At 63.5% G+C, this 16494-nt stretch carries 15 protein-coding genes and 1 tRNA gene; 3 read left to right on the top strand and 13 right to left on the bottom strand.

Annotation, left to right across the window (positions count from 1 at the left end):
- Positions 1–21: 21 nt before the first annotated feature.
- From RA25_RS14830 to RA25_RS14805, 6 genes are all read right to left on the bottom strand, one after another.
- Positions 22–666 carry a TadE/TadG family type IV pilus assembly protein gene (locus RA25_RS14830; protein WP_039173539.1) on the bottom strand — a complete coding sequence of 215 codons (645 nt, stop codon included), beginning with the start codon at positions 664–666 and terminating at the stop codon, positions 22–24.
- On the bottom strand, positions 663–1166 hold the full coding sequence (locus tag RA25_RS14825; protein WP_019298057.1) for a TadE/TadG family type IV pilus assembly protein: 504 nt from the start codon (positions 1164–1166) through the stop codon (positions 663–665). The genes RA25_RS14830 and RA25_RS14825 overlap by 4 nt, the downstream gene beginning before the upstream one ends.
- Before the next feature lie 5 nt (positions 1167–1171).
- Positions 1172–2626 (bottom strand): TadE/TadG family type IV pilus assembly protein, encoded by a 1455-nt coding sequence (locus RA25_RS14820; RefSeq protein WP_039173535.1) that lies wholly within the window; start codon positions 2624–2626, stop codon positions 1172–1174.
- 30 nt (positions 2627–2656) lie between these two features.
- Positions 2657–3469, bottom strand: a complete 813-nt coding sequence (cpaB, locus tag RA25_RS14815) for a Flp pilus assembly protein CpaB (RefSeq protein ID WP_039151272.1) — start codon at positions 3467–3469, stop codon at positions 2657–2659.
- Positions 3470–3650: 181 nt separating this feature from the next.
- Complete coding sequence (locus RA25_RS14810; RefSeq protein WP_019298054.1) at positions 3651–3848, bottom strand: Flp family type IVb pilin; 198 nt, start codon at positions 3846–3848, stop codon at positions 3651–3653.
- 227 nt (positions 3849–4075) lie between these two features.
- Positions 4076–4771 carry a GntR family transcriptional regulator gene (locus RA25_RS14805; protein ID WP_019298053.1) on the bottom strand — a complete coding sequence of 232 codons (696 nt, stop codon included), beginning with the start codon at positions 4769–4771 and terminating at the stop codon, positions 4076–4078.
- A gap of 134 nt (positions 4772–4905) precedes the next feature.
- On the opposite strand from RA25_RS14805, the gene RA25_RS14800 reads away from it, so the two are divergent.
- Together RA25_RS14800 and RA25_RS14795 are read left to right on the top strand one after the other, a co-directional pair.
- Positions 4906–5604 (top strand): aspartate/glutamate racemase family protein, encoded by a 699-nt coding sequence (locus tag RA25_RS14800; protein ID WP_039173532.1) that lies wholly within the window; start codon positions 4906–4908, stop codon positions 5602–5604.
- Positions 5605–5626: 22 nt separating this feature from the next.
- A complete protein-coding gene (locus RA25_RS14795; protein WP_019298051.1) occupies positions 5627–6994 on the top strand; it encodes an NCS1 family transporter in 1368 nt (455 codons plus the stop codon).
- 69 nt (positions 6995–7063) lie between these two features.
- Here RA25_RS14795 and pbfA read toward each other — a convergent pair whose 3' ends face one another.
- The 4 genes from pbfA to RA25_RS14775 form a co-directional block, all read right to left on the bottom strand.
- On the bottom strand, positions 7064–8410 hold the full coding sequence (gene pbfA / locus RA25_RS14790) for a (R)-1-hydroxy-2-aminoethylphosphonate ammonia-lyase (RefSeq protein WP_039173531.1): 1347 nt from the start codon (positions 8408–8410) through the stop codon (positions 7064–7066).
- A gap of 79 nt (positions 8411–8489) precedes the next feature.
- A complete protein-coding gene (phnY, locus tag RA25_RS14785; protein ID WP_039173899.1) occupies positions 8490–9938 on the bottom strand; it encodes a phosphonoacetaldehyde dehydrogenase in 1449 nt (482 codons plus the stop codon).
- A 17-nt stretch (positions 9939–9955) separates the two neighbouring features.
- A complete protein-coding gene (phnA, locus tag RA25_RS14780) occupies positions 9956–11200 on the bottom strand; it encodes a phosphonoacetate hydrolase (RefSeq protein WP_039173529.1) in 1245 nt (414 codons plus the stop codon).
- A gap of 20 nt (positions 11201–11220) precedes the next feature.
- Entirely contained in the window at positions 11221–12408 is a 1188-nt protein-coding gene (locus RA25_RS14775) for a 2-aminoethylphosphonate--pyruvate transaminase (RefSeq protein ID WP_039173527.1), read from the bottom strand.
- Positions 12409–12524: 116 nt separating this feature from the next.
- Here RA25_RS14775 and RA25_RS14770 point away from each other — a divergent pair, with 116 nt between their 5' ends.
- The gene (locus tag RA25_RS14770) at positions 12525–13427 is read left to right on the top strand and encodes a LysR substrate-binding domain-containing protein (RefSeq protein WP_039173897.1); all 903 of its coding nucleotides are present in this window, start codon (positions 12525–12527) and stop codon (positions 13425–13427) included.
- 78 nt (positions 13428–13505) lie between these two features.
- Here the strand turns inward: RA25_RS14770 and RA25_RS14765 are convergent.
- From RA25_RS14765 to RA25_RS14755, 3 genes are all read right to left on the bottom strand, one after another.
- Positions 13506–13582, bottom strand: a tRNA-Arg gene (locus RA25_RS14765).
- Positions 13583–13673: 91 nt separating this feature from the next.
- A complete protein-coding gene (locus RA25_RS14760) occupies positions 13674–15059 on the bottom strand; it encodes a sensor histidine kinase (protein ID WP_039173524.1) in 1386 nt (461 codons plus the stop codon).
- Between the two features lie 15 nt (positions 15060–15074).
- The gene (locus tag RA25_RS14755) at positions 15075–16493 is read right to left on the bottom strand and encodes a dihydrolipoyl dehydrogenase family protein (protein WP_039173521.1); all 1419 of its coding nucleotides are present in this window, start codon (positions 16491–16493) and stop codon (positions 15075–15077) included.
- Between the last annotated feature and the right edge of the window lies 1 nt (position 16494).

Genomic DNA, 16494 nt, shown 5'->3' with positions numbered 1-16494 from the left:
GCCTCTCCTTCCTCTATCGCTTCAGCCGCTCTGGCCCAGTGCCAGATCCTCGCCCGGCAATGACACACTCATCGACGGAAAGGGCACCGAGGCGCCCAGCGCGCCTCCCCCGGCGGACCCCGCCAGCGCTGCCAGCCGCCCAAGCGGCGATACGAATTCAAACGTCTGGTTTTGCAGCTCCACCGTGACCACGGGAACATAGGGCCCGCCCAGGAAGCCGAGGCTGCCGTCGTAGCTGTAGCTGAACGACAGCGCGGCAATGGTGGCGTCGGGCGGCATCGCACCGCCTACCAGTGCCCAGATTTCATTCGCTGTGGCGTTGGCCGCGGAACCTGAGCAGGTCACCGTGCCCGCATTCAGGCAGATGTCCGGCCCTGCCCGGCAGGAGGTGCCGTAAATGGGCAGCGGGGCATTGGCAGACGGATCGCGCCGGTGGATCTGCGGTACCCCGGCACAGGCAGGCGGGCGCACCGCCGCCACCCGCGCGGCCACATTCATCGCCCGCTCCGCCACCACGTAGTGAAACGCCATACGGCCGTAGTCGATGATACCCATGAACAAGAGCAGGAACAGCGGGATCGCAACCCCCAGCTCCACCAGCGCGGCGCCGTTCTGGTCCCGGCGGAAACGGCGCAATGCGGCATATGCCCTTCCTGGCCCGATCATGTCCCGAACACCCGGCTTTGATCGGTGATGACCGTGTTGATGGTGTTCAGGCTGCCGCCGTTCAGCGCAAAGATGCCGGCAAACGGAAAGGTCATGGTCAGATTGGCCTGCACCTCCACCACCGGAGCCGGTGAAATCCGGTAGCTTCCGGCTTGGCAGGTCAGGCTGGGGGTGACTGCGGTCACGTTCAGGCTGGGTGGAAACAGCGCATCGCCATCAATGCTCTCACGCACGATGTCCAGCAGCTGCGGCTGGTGCGCGGCGACGGAGCCGCCGGTGGAGCAGATGTCCTGCGGCGCCACCCGCGCCAGGTAGCGCGCAGCATCGCGCACACCGGAGATTGCCGCCTGGTAAGACCACATCATCCGCCCGCCTTCGATGATCACCGCAAAGACCAGCAGCATCAGCGGCAGCATCAGGGCAAACTCCACCAGCACCGCCCCCTCTTCTCCTTTGCGAAAGGCGGCCCAGCGGGCGGCGGTATGTTTTGCCTCCCCCATCCCGCTCACCTGTAGAGCTGCACGACGTCGCGGAAAATGCCCGCATCGCCGGTGCCCCCTGCCCCGCCGCCAGCGCTGCCGACAACCTCGCCCCAGATATTGAGCGTCGGAGGAGAGGTTGTGTGGGTGCCAACCGGCTCAGTCAGGAAGATCTTCACGAATTCCTCAACCGGAACACCGGTGACGGACCCGCTGACCGGATTTGCCGTGCAGTCGATCCCGGCTGCAATGACAACGCGGCGGTTAATGTCAGCGCTTTGATTGGCTGAGCACATAGGGCGGCCGGTTTCGTCCAGACCCGAGAGAATGGGGTTGCCGGACCCTGGCCCGCCTGCTGCGTTTATCTCTGCCACATAGTATTCAAACCGCGTGGCGGCGGCGGGGTGCGGATCCACACCACCATAGTTTGCGTCCACATATTTGGTCCGGCCCGCCGCCCAGTTCCCATCTCCAAAGCGGGCGCATCCGCCGCTCTCGAAACAGTTGTCCCTGGGCAGCGCCACTGAATCGGCGGCTTCCTCATTGTTGCCGATGCAGCTGCCACCTCCCTTTGGCTTGCGCCCCTTGATGACATTGGGTGCGGGCGGGTAGTCGGGGTCATTGCGCTTGCCGTTCATGATCGCGTGATACATGTCGAAGCGCACGTTGAAGACCGCATCGCGGATGCCGACCTTCTGGCCCGGCTCGATATCGACGCCGCGCTGGCTGAAACACTGGGTAATGCTGCCCTCGGCGCCCAGCAGGCAGGCATCCAGCTGCGCGCCGTTGAGACCCGCACAGGGGCCATCCTCATCGACCAGCACCTTGCCCGGATCAAGAAAACCGAAATCCCCCGGCCCCCAGGCGGCCCCATTGCCGCCGGAGCGCAGCAGGATCATTTCGCCGATGCTGGCATCCGCGGAAAACCCCGGCGGCACGCAGAACATCAGCGGGGTGATATCACAGGCATACTGGGTGAAGCCCGCCACTGACGATGCCCGCGCCTGTTCGTTCGGGCGGTTTGTTCCGGTCAGCGCAGCAAAAGCCGCGCCGTAATAGGCGCCAACCGTGCTGGGCGTTGCCACGGCACGGACAAAGGCCGCCTCTGCCGGATCGGTGGTCACAGATGTCAGGGCAGCAGTATCGTCTGCGGGCAGCTCGGAAAAAAACGTCAGCGTGTAATCGGTATCGCCGCTCAGCACGCTGCCACCGCCGCCAAAGGTCTTGCGGTCGCTGATCAGATTGGCTGCTGCGGCGCGGGCGCGGGTGATGGCATCGTCCTTGCCGTCCAGTTCCCCCGCAGCCGCCAGCGCCACATTGTCCGTAAACGATTGCAGCTCGCTGCGGGTGATACCGGTGCGCCCCAAGTCGAAGGACATCGCGGCAATGCCCAGAAGCACCACGAAAGTCAGCCCCCAGGTGACCAGCATGGTGCCGCTGTCTTCCCGGGCAAACTGTCTTATGCGGGTATTCAGGCTCATGGTCTGGCAAGGCTCCCGGGGCCGCGGCCCTCAGCGGATTTCGGTTTCGGACACTTCGGTGCCGCGGCGGATCAAAACGGTCTTCCGAACCGGCTGTTCGACCTCCTCCTGCTGCGGCCGCAGATTGCGCAGCACGTCGTTCAGGCTGATCGAGTCCAGCGGCACTTCCTCTGCCGGTGCATCCAGATTGCGCAGGGTCAGGCTCAGCGTGCCGGCCCGCTGCGCCAGCGCCAGGCGCTGGCCTTCGTCCGGGGTCACTTCAACCGTGACGGTGCGGGCCACACCGGGCGTTTCGGATTCTTCGTTGGCATCCTGGTCCACCCCGATCACCCGGGCGTTCTGCAGAATTGTCACGGTCTTCAGGCCGGCACCGCGGCCCTGGGTCAGCAGGACATCAACGCTGTCACCCGGCGTCACAAAGCCGCCCACCGCGGTTTCCGCGCTGACCTTGATGGCCATCGCCCGGTGGTCCGGGCTGAGCGTCTGCACGATGGTCACCTTCTCGCCGAACTTGGAAATCTTCGCAGCCCGGATCAGCTCCCCCTGCGCAATCGCGCGGCGGGCGCGGCGCGGCGGCTGGCCGGGATCCGGCAGCAGCACGTCATAGCTGGTGAATGTGCCTGCGGGCCGCGCTTCGGCCGGCCAGGCGATGGTAGTCAGGGACTGCGCCGTCAGCGCTGTGCCGAAAGCAATATCCTGCGACGCAACGACGACCTCGACCAGCGCCGGGCCTTCTGAACCGCCCGTCACGGCCTGGCCGTCGATGTAATCCTTGGCGACATAGGCGGAGCCGCCCGCCAGGGCCAGCCCGGAAATCATGCTGAGAAGTGATGAAATATTCATGCCAAACATCCTTTCGTCGCTGGCTGACGCAGCAGAAGGACGGTCCCGGCATGTGGTTGACGACTGAGTCCGCAGGCTTCTGCTTCCTGCCATGCTTGCCGCCGCCCTTCTGCCGGGCGGCCTTCAGGCGCACAGGCTCTGCTCCCCCTTGCAGAGCCTGTGCTGCCTTGCTGGCGAAACCCTACTGAGTTGCAGGGCGTTCGCCGGGCATTTCGTTGCCCGCGGCGATCATGCCGCCTTCGACATCCAGCGCCAGGTTGCTCAGGGCAGTCACGCCCAGCGCCACTGCCAGCGCAATGGCAATGCCGTATTCCACCAGCGTCACACCGCGCTCATCACGGCGCAGCTTGGACAGCATCTTTTTCACATATCCAGTCATGTCAGTCTCCCATCAGATAAACACCGGCACGCCGGCGGTTCATATGGCTGCAGCACCATCCGGCACCGGCCTGCATTGACTCTAGCGGGCGCGAAACGCGCAGCGCATCAGCCGGAAAGACCAGAAACACACGTCATGGATGTATTTGTCCCCGGGGCCTTCGCGGGCGGGAGGGGAGTCGTCAGGACAGGGAGTTTGACCGCAGCAGATACGCTCTGCGCGCTGCCTTACTTGGCCGACGGTGTGCTGCGCGGCACCATCAGCTGCTCCTGCAGGCTCATCGGTGCGGCAGGCGGCTCGTCGAAGTTCAGCCCTGCCTCCAGATGGCGCAGGTGCTCGTCGGCCAGCCGGACCAGCTCATCGGTACTGCCGGCCTCCAGCGCATCGACAATCCGGTCGTGCTCATCCTCGGCGCAGGAGGAACTGCCGGTGGGGGAGTAAAGCCCCAGGATCAGCGTGCTGCGCATGGTCAGCTCCGACAGGAACCGCTCCAGCACCAGATTGCCGGCAATCTGCGCAATCCGCATATGAAACTGGCGCGAGGCGCGCAGCTCTGCCGGTTTGTCACCCGCTCTGCGCGCCGCGGCTTCCTCCAGGATGTTGCCCCGCAGAAAGGCAATGTCGTCCGGCGAGGCCTGCCCGGAGGCGTGGCGCGCAATGGTGCGCTCGATCGCGCGGCGGGCCTGGAAAATGTCGCGCGCCTCCTTGGGCGAAGGCGTCATCACAAAGGCGCCGCGGTTCGGGCGCAGCTCCACCACCTGCTGCGCCGCCAAGGAGGCCAGCGCCCGGCGCACATTGGCACGGTTGCAGGAAAACAGATCGCTCAGCGCCTGCTCGCCCAGCTTGGTGCCCGCTGGCAGCCGCTGTTCGGCAATCGCGTCGAGAATCGCATTCACGATCAGATCTTCGGGAGAATCCTTCATGGAGCCTCAAAAAAGTTTTCCTGCGCCGCCGCAACTTAAGGGCCGTCAGAGCGCTTGGCAATGGCGCCGCGGCGTGGTCGGCTTGACGTGTTATCAAATATTGTTAACAATAAATGACAACAAAGGAGGAGCGCATGAAAATCCTGGTCGTCAATCCCAACTCGACCGAGTCGATGACGCGGAAGATCGTCGCGGCTGCCGAGGCCGCTGCCAGCCCCGGTGTCACCATCATGGGTGCCACCGCAGCAGGTGCGCCCGCCAGCATCGAAGGCCATTTCGACGAGGCGATGTCGCTGCCCGGCCTGCTGGCCCAGGTGGCGGCGGGCGAGGAGCAGGGCGTGGACGGCATCGTTGTCGCCTGTTTCGACGATCCCGGCATCGGCGCCTGCCGTGAGCTGGCGTCCGGGCCGGTGCTGGGCATTTGCGAAGCGGCGGTAAAGGCGGCCAGCATGCTGGCAACCTCCTTCACCGTGGTCACCACCCTGCCCCGCGCAGTGCCGGTGATCGAACATCTGGTCCACGGCTACGGCCTCAGCCACCAGTGCCGCCGGGTGCGCTCTGCCGCGATCCCGGTGCTGGCGCTGGAGGAGGAAGGATCAGGCGCGCGCCAGAAAATCCGCGCCGAGATCCTGCGCGCCATCGAGGAGGACCATTGCGAAGCGGTGGTGCTGGGCTGTGCCGGCATGGCCGATCTCACGGCGTGGCTCAGCCAGGAAACAGGCATTCCCGTCATCGACGGGGTCAGCGCGGCAACGCGGATGATCGAGGCGCTGGCGGGCTGCGGCCTGAAGACCAGCAAGATCAACGCCTATGCGCGCCCCAACCGGAAATAATGGTATCGTCAGGGAGGACAACATGACCATGAACGCAGAACTGGAAGCCGCCAGCCCCGGCGGTGTAACAGAGGACCACAGCAGCAAGGGCATCGGGGAGGAGAGCCTTGCACCGCAGGAAACGCGGATCATGGATCCGTGGTCCTATCTCTTTGCCTGGCTGGGCGGCTGCGTGTCGATCGGCACCTTCACCATCGGCTCCGGCCTGGTGGGCACACTGAACCTGCTGCAGACCTTTGTTGCCATCGCCATCGGCTGCACCGTGATCGGCCTCGCGCTGATGATCAACGGCCAGGCCGGGCACAAATACGGCATTCCCTTCATGGTGCAGGCACGCTCTGCCTTCGGCTTTGCCGGAACCCGCCTGCCGGCGCTGGTGCGTTCCGTTCCCGCCATCGTCTGGTTCGGTTTCCAGAGCTGGATCGGCGCAGGCGCCCTGAACCTCGTCTCCGACACGCTGTTCGGCTACGACAACATCGTGGTGTTCTTCATCGGCTTCCAGCTGCTGCAGATCGGCCTGTCGGTGCTGGGCTTCCACGGCATCAAGTGGCTGGAGAACATCGGCTCCGTCTTCATCATCGGCTCGCTGGTCTACATGTTCTTCAGCGTGATCAGCAAATACGGCGAGGAAATCTCCGCCAATCTGGTCAATGTCGAAGGCACCTGGGGCGCGCCCTTCTGGGGAGCCACCATGCTGTTCCTGGGCATCTACAGCACCATGATGCTGAACGTCTCCGACTACTCGCGCGAGCTGCGCCGCAACGTCGGCCCGTTCCGCCAGGTGGCGATCTATGCCAACTCGATCCTGCCCGCGACACTGTTTATGGGGCTGATCGGCCTGATGGTCTCCGGCGCCACCGGCGAGGTCGACCCGATCAAGGTGTTCTCCAGCGCCGTCGACAACAAGCCGCTGCTGGTCATCACCCTGCTGTTCATCGCCTTTGCGCAGGTCACCACCAACATCCTGAACAACGTGGTGCCGCCGGCCTACGCACTGATGGATATCTTCAAGATCAAGTTCAAGACCTCCGCCGTTATCGTCGGCCTCTTGGCCTTCGCCACCTTCCCGTGGGAACTGGTCAAGGATGAATCCGCCGCTGGCCTCAGCCTGTTCATCCAGACCTATTCCGCCTTCCTGGGCCCGATCTTTGCGATCCTGGTGGTGGACTACTTTATCCTGCGCAAGCAGAAGCTGGATCTGGACAAGCTTTACGATGAAACCGGCCCCTACCAGGGCGTGAACTGGGCCGCGGTCATCGCCATGGGCATCGGGGTTGCAGCAGCGCTGATCTTCTCCGGCATCTCCTGGTACGCCAGCCTGCTGCCCGCCGGTGTCTCCTACTACTTGCTGATGCAGCACTTGCCGGCCGCCAAACGGTTCCTGGACTGACCGCAAGGCACCAGGCAAATGGAAAGCCCCGCCGATGGCGGGGCTTTTCCTGTGCGCCGAAATGCCGGATCAGACAGCCGCCTTCACCGCGGCAATCACGATATCGAGCGCCCGGTCCAGATCCTCGCGGGAAATGGTCAGCGGCGGTGACAGGGTCAGCACGCTGCCCTGGCTGATCTTATAGCTGAGGCCGGCCTCAAGGCAGGCGTAATAGATCTGCTCTGCCATGGCGATGTCGGGCGACATGGTCTGGCGGTCCTCGACAATCTCCACCCCGAACATCAGCCCGCGGCCGCGGATGTCGCCGACGATGGCCACCTGGCCCAGCGCATCGCGCAGCCGCTCCAGCGCGCGGCGTCCCAAATCGGCAGAACGCTCCACCAGCCCTTCCTCTTCAATGATCTGCAGCGTGGTCAGGGCGGCGCGGGCAGTCACCGGGTTTTTCTCATGCGTGTAATGGCCGATGGCAAAATCTCCGCAGACATCCAGATCGCGCCGCGCCACGCAGGCAGCGATGGGCAGAATGCCGCCACCCAGCGATTTGCCCAGCGTCAGGATGTCCGGCACGATCCCGTCATGCTGGAAGGAGAACATCTGCCCGGTTTTGCCCAGCCCGGTGGGAATCTCATCCAGGATCAGCAGCACGCCATGCTTGTCGCAGATCTCGCGCACCGATTTCCAGAACCCCGGCGGCGGCACATTCGGGACCGCACGCATCGCCTCGGCGATGAAGGCGCAATAGTCGCCGTCGCGGCCCAGCACATAGTCGATCATCCGCGCGCAGGCCTCGGCGCTGGCCTCCAGCGACTTGTGGCCATAGGCGCAGTTTGACGGGCTGAACGGCGCCACATGCTCCGTTCCCGGCAGCAAAGGGCCTGCGATATGGCTGCGGAAAGTGGCCTCTCCCCCGACCGAGGCGGCGCCAAACCCCGCGCCATGGAACGCATCCCAGAAGCTGAGCGTCTTGAACCGCCCGGTGGCGGCGCGGGCGATCTTCAGCGCCACCTCATTGGCGTCGGAACCGCCGGTGGTGAACAGGGTCTTGCCCAGATCGCCGGGGGTGATTGCCGCCAGTTTCTCGGCCAGTTCCACCGCGGGTTCATTGGTGAAACGGCGCGGTGCAAACGGCAGGTTGTCCAACTGCTGCTTGATGGCCGCAACCAGTTTGGGGTGGCCATAGCCCAGATGGTGCACAGAGTTACCGTGGAAATCCATGTAGCGGCGGCCGTCCATATCCTCGATCCAGATGCCTTCGGCCTTGGCGATGGTGCTGACGCAGGGGCTGGATAGGCTCTGGTGCAGGAAGGCATCCGCATCCCGCTCCAGCAGCGGTGCGGAATGGGGGCCGATGGATGTTTTCAGCCAGGCCTTGCGGGCCTCGGACGTATTGGATTCACCTTCCGTATGGACGAGCATGTGCCGCCTCCGTGCAGGGGGTCAAAAGAGAAAGCTAAAAAGGCCGGGGCCAGGTGGAGCCAGCCCCGGCGGGCCGGTGTTATTCCGGCCAGGGGAGTGAGTAGGTCTTCACGTTGGTGAAGAATTTCATCGCCTCGATCACACCTTCCTTGACGCCATTGCCCGAGTCCTTGATGCCGCCGAAGGGGGACATCTCGATCCGGTAGCCGGGCTGCTCCCAAATGTTACAGGTGCCCACGTCCAGACCGTTGATATAGGCAATCGCCCGGTTCAGATCATTGGTGCAGACACCCGACGACAGCCCGAACTCGGTGGAGTTGGAGATCCGCATCACCTCAGCGTCGTCATCCGGCACCCGGACGATGGGCACGATGGGGCCAAAGGTCTCCTCCATCACCAACTCGCTGTTGTGCGGCACCTTGTCGACCACGATCGGCGGCAGCAGCGCGCCCTGGCGGCCAGGGTGGTAGAGGATCTCGGCCCCCTCGGCCTCGGCCATGTAGACACGTTTCTCGAACAGCTCCGCCGCCTTGTCGTGGATGACGCAGCCGAGTTCCGTCTCGGGATCCTGCGGATCGCCGAACTTGATCTTCTTGGCTTTTTCCAGAACCAGCGGCACGAAGCGCTCCGCGACACTTTCCTGCACCAGGATGCGCTTGATCGCGGTGCAGCGCTGGCCGGAGTTGCCGGTGGCGCCCGCCACGGCAATGGTGGCCGCCTTTTCCAGATCGGCATCGGACAGATCATTCAGCACGATCAACGGATCGTTGCCACCCAGTTCCAGCGCCTGGCGCTTGTAGACGCCCTTTTCGGCAATCATCTTGCCCACCGGCACACCACCGGTGAAGGTGATGATGTCGATGTTTTCATTGGTGATCATCTCGTCGCCAATGTCCTTGGGCCAGCCGGTGACCACCTGGAACATCTCCGGCGGCAGCCCCGCTTCGTACAGGATATCGGCCAGCGCAATGCAGGTCAGCGGCGTCAGTTCGGTCGGCTTACAGACCATGCAGTTGTTGGTCGCAATCGCGGGCGCAATCTTGTGGCTCACCATGTTCAAAGGATGGTTAAACGGGGTGATCGCCGAGATCGCCTTGACCGGTTCGCGCTTGGTGAAGATCTTGCGCGCCTTGCCGTTGTGCGTCAGATCGCAGGAAAAGATCTCGCCATCGTCCTTCAGCGCCTCGGCAGCGGCAAACTGATAGACGTCCTGCGCACGCTTGGTCTCATAGATCGCGTGCTGGTGGCAGATGCCCAGCTCCAGCGTCAGCCATTTGGCCAGCCACTCTCGCTTCTCGCCGATCAGCTCCCCTGCCCGCTGCAGGATCCGGCTGCGCTCATAGCGGGTCAGCTTGGGCGTATAGTTCGCGGCAATCTCAAACGCCTTGCGGGCGTGCTCGGCCTGACCGGCCGGCACATGGCCCACCACCTCGTTGGTATAAGGGTAGAGAACCGGCACGGTTTCCTCGGTAAAGACCACCTCGCCGCCGATGCGCATGCCCTCGTTGCGGATTTCGGTATCGCTCATCGCCTGATCCTTCATGGTTACAGCGCCGCCGCCTGCGCGGCATAGAAAAACGCATCAAAGTTGCGCAGCACCGGGCGCTCCGGCAGCGGCAGGACGCGGTTGCAGATGAAGGGTACCTCCTGTTCGGTCAGCCCGCCATGGCTGCGCAGCGGTTCATTGAGCGCGGCCAGATCGTGGCGGTGCTCAGACGTGCCGATGCAGATGTTCTCGCCCGAAACCAGGATGATGTCGCCGATCCGGTCGGCGGGCAGCTCGAACCGTGCCACCGCCTCCTCGCGGGTCAGCACACCGGTAATCGCGTCATAACCCGCGAGCCGCTCCATGATCTCCGCACGGTCCGCGCCCTCTGGCAAGTAGCAGGTGGCAAAGGAGCCAAGCGCGCCGTGATGCACCACATAAGGGTCGGTGATCGGCAGGATCACCCGCGCCTGGCCCTCGCCCAGCCAGTCATCCATCAGGTCCTGCACATAGATCACGCTGGGGGAGCCGTCGGCGTGGTGCTTGGGCTTCATGCCGTGGTCGGCGGTCACCACGATGGCAGCGCCCAGCGCGTCAAGCTCCGTCAGGTACTTGTCGAACATCTCATAGAAGGCCTTGGCCTCTGCCTGATCGGGGCTGTACTTGTGCTGCACATAGTCGGTGGTGGTCAAATACATCACATCCGGCGCCCATTCCTTCAGCAGTTTTACACCGGCGGCAAAGACAAACTCGCTGAGTTCAGCCGAGTAGACCTCCGGCTGCGCCATGCCCAGCCACTCGCTGGCTTTCTCCTGTCCGTGCTCGGCTGCGGTCGAAGTGTCGGATTTTTCTGCAGAGAAGCACTTGGCTCGGTCGTCGCCGAACTCCAGGCCTGCCCCCAAGAGCGCCCGCAGCTTGTCCTTGGCAGTGACCACGGCCACCCGCGCGCCAGCGTCATAGAACGCCTTGAACACCGTCGGCGCCCGCAAAAAGCGCACGTCGTTCATCATCACCTCTTCGCCGGTGTCCGGGTCGATCAGGTAGTTGCCGCAGATCCCGTGCACCACCGGCGGACGGCCTGTCGCAATCGACAGGTTGTTGGGGTTGGTGAACGAGGGCACCACCGAATGCGCCAGCCGGTCGGTGCCTTCCGCGCGCATCCGCTTGAGCGTGGGCATCAGACCGTCAGCAATTGCCTTGTCCAGATACTCCGGCTCGCAGCCGTCCAGGCAGATGGCAATCGCGCAGGTCTTGGGCACATCATAGGCGCGGCCGTTTGCCACGACGGGGGATTGAATGGTCATATGTCGAAGTCCTTTATGTCTCAGGCGGCCAGTTTGGCGCGTTCTTCCAGCGCCGCGGCGGGCGGGGCCGCGCTGGCGACGCCCATTTCGGCAAGTGTTTCCTTGGCGGCAGTCACGACCTGCCGCATCACATGTTCATCCATCTGCCCGATGCAGCCGACGCGGAAACTGTCCACAACCGTCAGTTTGCCCGGATAGATGATAAAACCCTTTTCCTTCATCAGATCGTAGAAGCGGTCGAAGACGAAATTCGCATCCGCAGGGCAAAAGAATGTGACGATGATGGGCGACAGCCAGCGGTTCTGCAGCAGCGTCTCGAACCCCAGCTCGCGCATGCCAGCAACCATCACATCACGGTTGCGGGTGTAGCGGCCACCGCGCCCCGCGACGCCGCCTTCAGCCTCATGCGCCTTGAGCGCCTCAAGGAAAGCCGCAACCACATGGGTCGGCGGGGTGAACCGCCATTGGCCGGTCTTTTCCATATGCGCCCATTGCGCATGCACATCCAGCGACAGCGAATGGCTGTTGCCCCTGGCGGCTTCCAGCTCCGCCTTGCGGGCAATGACAAAGCCGAAGCCCGGCACGCCCTCAATGCATTTGTTGGCCGAGGACACCATCGCTTCATAGCGGATCTGCGACGGCTGCAGTTCAATCGCGCCAAACGCTGACATCGAATCGATCAGCAGCTTGCGGCCCGCAGCATAGACGGCCTCGGAAATCTCCTCCACCGGGTTCAGGATGCCCGAGGAGGTTTCGCAGTGGATCGCCACCACATGAGTGATCAACGGATCATTTGCCAGGATCTGCGCCACTTCATCGCCGCGCGGCGGCAGGTAATCGCCCTTGTCCAGCAGCTGATAGGCGCGGCCCAGGTATTGCAGCGTCTGCGCCGAGCGCAGCCCGTAGGCGCCATTGGCCAGCACCAGCGCCTTACCGTCCCGCGGCACAAAGGACGCCAGCATCGCCTCCACCGCAAAGCTGCCGGAGCCCTGCATCGGCACGCAGTCATATTCGCCAGCCCCCTCCCCCAACAGCGCCAGCAGGCGGCTGCGCATGTCGCGGGTCATGGCACGGAAGTCATCGTCCCAGCTGCCCCAGTCCCGCAGCATGGCTTGTTTCACCTCATAGGATGTGGTCAGCGGCCCAGGGGTCAGGAGGTAAGGTTCGCCTAGAAAAGGCGGGTCAATCTGCGGTGCGGAAGCGGTCATTGCCTGTCTCCAATGCATGGTTCGAGAGCATGATTGCGCCAGCCTCAATCATATGTAAAATTGCAAAAAACAATTCAATGATAGGCCATGCCTATACAAAGTCACAGGGACGGATCATGCGCCATTCACAGCTCAAGGCCTTTCACCACGTGGCCCTCCTGGGCGGCTTTTCCCGCGCTGCAGAGGCGCTGCGCCTGACCCAGCCCGCGGTCTCCGAACAGGTGCGCAAGCTGGAGCAGGACCACGATCTGCTGCTGTTCCGGCGCGAGAAGAAGCGGGTGTTCCTGACAGAAGCGGGCGAGGAGCTGCTGCATCTGACCAAGCAGTATTTCGAGGTCGAAACCCAGATCGGGGACTATCTGTCAGCCACCCGCGCCGCGGTGGAAGGGGAACTGCGCATCATCGCGGACTCCGCCCAGCACATGACCGGTTTCCTGGGCCCGTTCCAGAAACGCTATCCGAATGTCGTGATCTCTCTGCGGGCCGGAAACACTGGTGAAATCATTGACGAGCTGCGCGCCTATAATGCCGAAATCGGCGTGGCCGGCAGCCTGTCTCCGGGCAAGGACATGAGCGTGCTGAACCTCGGCGCCACCGGCATCGTCGCCTTTGCCGCCCGCGGACTGCTGATGGCTTCGCAAACGGCTCTCTCGTTCCAGGAACTGGCGCAGCTTCCGCTGGTCTTCCGCGAGGAAGGCTCCAAGACCCGTGAGAAAGTGGAGATGGCCGCCCGCGAACACGGCATCCGCCTGAAGCCCGCGATCGTCGCCGAAGGCCGCGAGGCCGTGCGTGAGCTTGTGGCCTCCGGTGCTGGCATCGGGTTTGTCTCCGAGGCCGAGTTCGGCCATGACAACCGCCTGGTCAAATACGGCCTGCGCGATGCGGATCTGGAGATGAGCGAAAGCATCATCTACCTGACCCAGCGCCGCGACGTCCGGGTGATCCGAGCCTTTATGGAGTTCGCCAAAGGTGTTCAGGCCGATAGGGATACCCTGCAAAACACTGTGCACCCAGGCTGATCGCAAGGACATCGGCCGTTCACCCCGGGCAGCGCATCAGCCGAGGAATCATGAGGCATCGCCTGAAAATTTAGGAAGTGGCGGACCGAGGAGGATTCGAACCCCCGACCCCTTGATTCGTAGTCAAGTACTCTATCCAGCTGAGCTATCGGTCCACTGCGGCGGGGTTTAATCATAGCATCGGGGAGTCGCAACCCCAAAACGAAAAATTATCTGCTGCCCTGCCGCACACCGCGGCCGCAGAGGTCAGAGGGTGCCGTCGCCCTTGGGCAGGCAGATTTCGAATATGGTGCCTTCAGGGCCGGTTTGCGTCAGCTTCACGCTGCCGCCATGGCCGCGGGCCAGCTCGCCGGCAATCGCCAGCCCCAGGCCGGTGCCGCCCTTGCGGATGCCGCCCTGAAACGGCGTGAACAGATTGTCCTGCGCCTTCTTCGGCAGACCCGGCCCGGTGTCGGCAACCGTGATGTACCAGGCCTCGTCCTCTTCGCGCGCGTCCACCGTGATACGGCCCGGCTTGCCGCTGGCTGCAATCGCCTGGCGGGCATTACGCACCAGGTTCAGCACGATGCGGAACAACTGCTCCGGGTCGGCGCGCAGCATCATCGGCTTGGCCACCGCATTGATGATCTCCACATTGCCGCTGTCCGCTGCCAGCAGTTCGCTTTCGGCGATGTCGGCGGTGATCTCATGCAGGCAGACCACGCCGAATGTGGGCGATGGCTCCTCCGCCTTGCCAAAAGCCAGGGTGCCTTCGCATAAGGATACCGCGCGGGTGATCGAATTCACCAGCTTCGGCGCCAGGCGGCGCACCAGCGGGTCCTCGCTCATCTCAATACGGTCGGTGAACAGCTGCGCCGAGGTCAGGATGTTGCGCAAATCATGGCTGACTTTGGCAACCGCTCCGCCCAGCTGCGCCAGCCGCTCGCGCTGCTTCAGCGCCTGGGTCAGCTCGGTCTGCAGCTGCATCAGCGCCTCCTCGGCCTCGCGCAGCTCCACCACGCTGGAGCTCGGGTGGATGATGCCGCGCGCATCCTCCGGCGCCGCCGCATAGCGCTGCATGTAGCCGACCACGCCCTTGATCGGCTTCACCAGCACGATCCGCACCGCGATGAACAGCAGCACCGCGGTAAAGACAGAGATCACGGCGGACAGGATCAGGATCCGCACCCCGTAGTCGATCATTGCAGTGCGCAGCGGCGCGGTCTCCATCGTTACCTCGATCAGCAGCCCCGCCTCGCGCACTGGCGCGCCGATCACCCGGATGATCTCATTCTCCGGGCGGGCCAGCCGCATCATCGCATCGCGGATCAGGGTCATGGCACCGGCCATGCGCAGATCAAAGGTGCCGGTGATCTCCCGCGGGATCGGCGAGGCCAGCATCAGCTGGCGGATCTCGTCGCGGCGCAGCACCACGTTGTAGACGCCCGCGTTCTCCAGCAGTTCCGCTTCCAGCTCTGTCTCCAGCATGTCATCGGCCAAAAGCGCCAGCGAGGCGATCTGCGCCCGCTCCAGCCGGTCGGCCAGATAATCCTCGCGGAACCGCGCAATCGACGGCACAAAGATCAGCACCTCGGCCAGCATCACGAAGACCGTGGTCAGGATCAGGAATCGGCCCGAGAGCGTGTTGAGCATGAAGCGGCCTTCAGTTCATGAAATCCAGCGCTGAACAAAGCGCACGGCGCGTTTAACAAAGCTACTCTCAAACAGCCGCGGGGAGAAATAGGCCCCCGCCACCCGTTTGTTAATCTCGCTCATACTGGGATAAGGCGCAACCATTGCAGCCACTTGGCTCATTTTCAGGGTGTTGGCGATGGCCATCGACCATAGCCCGATCAGCTCCCCCGCCTGATGGCCCGCGATGGTGGCGCCCACGGGGCGGCCCTTGAAGACCATGACTTTGATGAAACCATTGATCTTGCGCTCGGCAATAGCGCGGTCGTTGTGATGGTAGTCGAACCGTGCCACCTCAAGCTTCACCCCGTAACGATCACGCGCCTGCATTTCGGTCAGTCCCACCTGTGCCAGTTCGGGATCGGTATAGGTGGCCCAGGGGATATGGCTGGTCTTCGCTTTGGACGGCAGGCCGAACAGGGCAGAGCGGATGATGACGCTGGCATGGTAGCCTGCCACATGAGTGAACTGCATCCCGCCCGCCACATCGCCAATGGCATAGACGCGGCGGTTGGTGGTCAGCAGGCTCTCGTCCACCTTGATGCCGTTGCCTTCTGTTTCGATCCCGGCGGCGGCGAGGTTCAGCCGTTCCATGTTGGCCTTGCGCCCCACCGCCATCAGCAGGTGGCTGCCCTTGAAGGTGCTGCCGTCCTTGGTCTCAACCTCAATCGCCCCGGCCTGACCGCCAATGCGGGAGACCATAGCGCCCTCGGCAATTTCCACACCCTCGGCGCGCAGCGCATCCAGCACCAGCGCCGCCGCTTCGGGATCATCCTTGCCCAGCGCCTTGAAGCCTTCGATCACTGTCACCTTGCAGCCCAGCCGCACATGGGCCTGCGCCATTTCCATGCCAATTGGACCACCGCCGATGATCAGCAGGTGCTCCGGCTTCTCGCGCAGGTCGAACAGTGTCTCGTTGGTTTCATAGGGAACCTTGTCCAGTCCCGGAATAGGCGGCACCAGCGGCGCCGAACCGGTGGCAATCACCATCCGCCGCGCCGTGATGCGACAGTCTCCGGCGGCCACCTCGGTTTCCGAGACGAAATGCCCGAATTCGCGGATCACCCGCACGCCGAAGCCCTCAAACCGCTCCTGGCTGTCCACCGGGGCGATGGTTTCGATGACCTGATGCACATGATCCTTGGCCGCCGCGTAATCTGCCTGCGGCACCTGATCTGCCACGCCAAAGGCTTGCGTGTGCGCCTGCCCGTAAGCCGCCTTGGCACTCGCCAGCAGCGCCTTGGAGGGCACACAGCCGTAATTCAGGCAGTCGCCGCCCATCTTGTGGCCTTCCAGCAGCACCACATCAGCCCCCATCTGGCTGGCGCCCGCCGCCACCGACAGCCCGCCGGAGCCGGCCCCGATCACCAGAAGATCGCATGTGATGCTTTGCATG

This window comes from Leisingera sp. ANG-S5 (assembly GCF_000813925.1).
Classification (GTDB): domain Bacteria; phylum Pseudomonadota; class Alphaproteobacteria; order Rhodobacterales; family Rhodobacteraceae; genus Leisingera.
The sequence above is the reverse complement of the archived record's forward strand: the minus strand, read 5'-3'. Positions and strand labels throughout refer to the sequence as shown.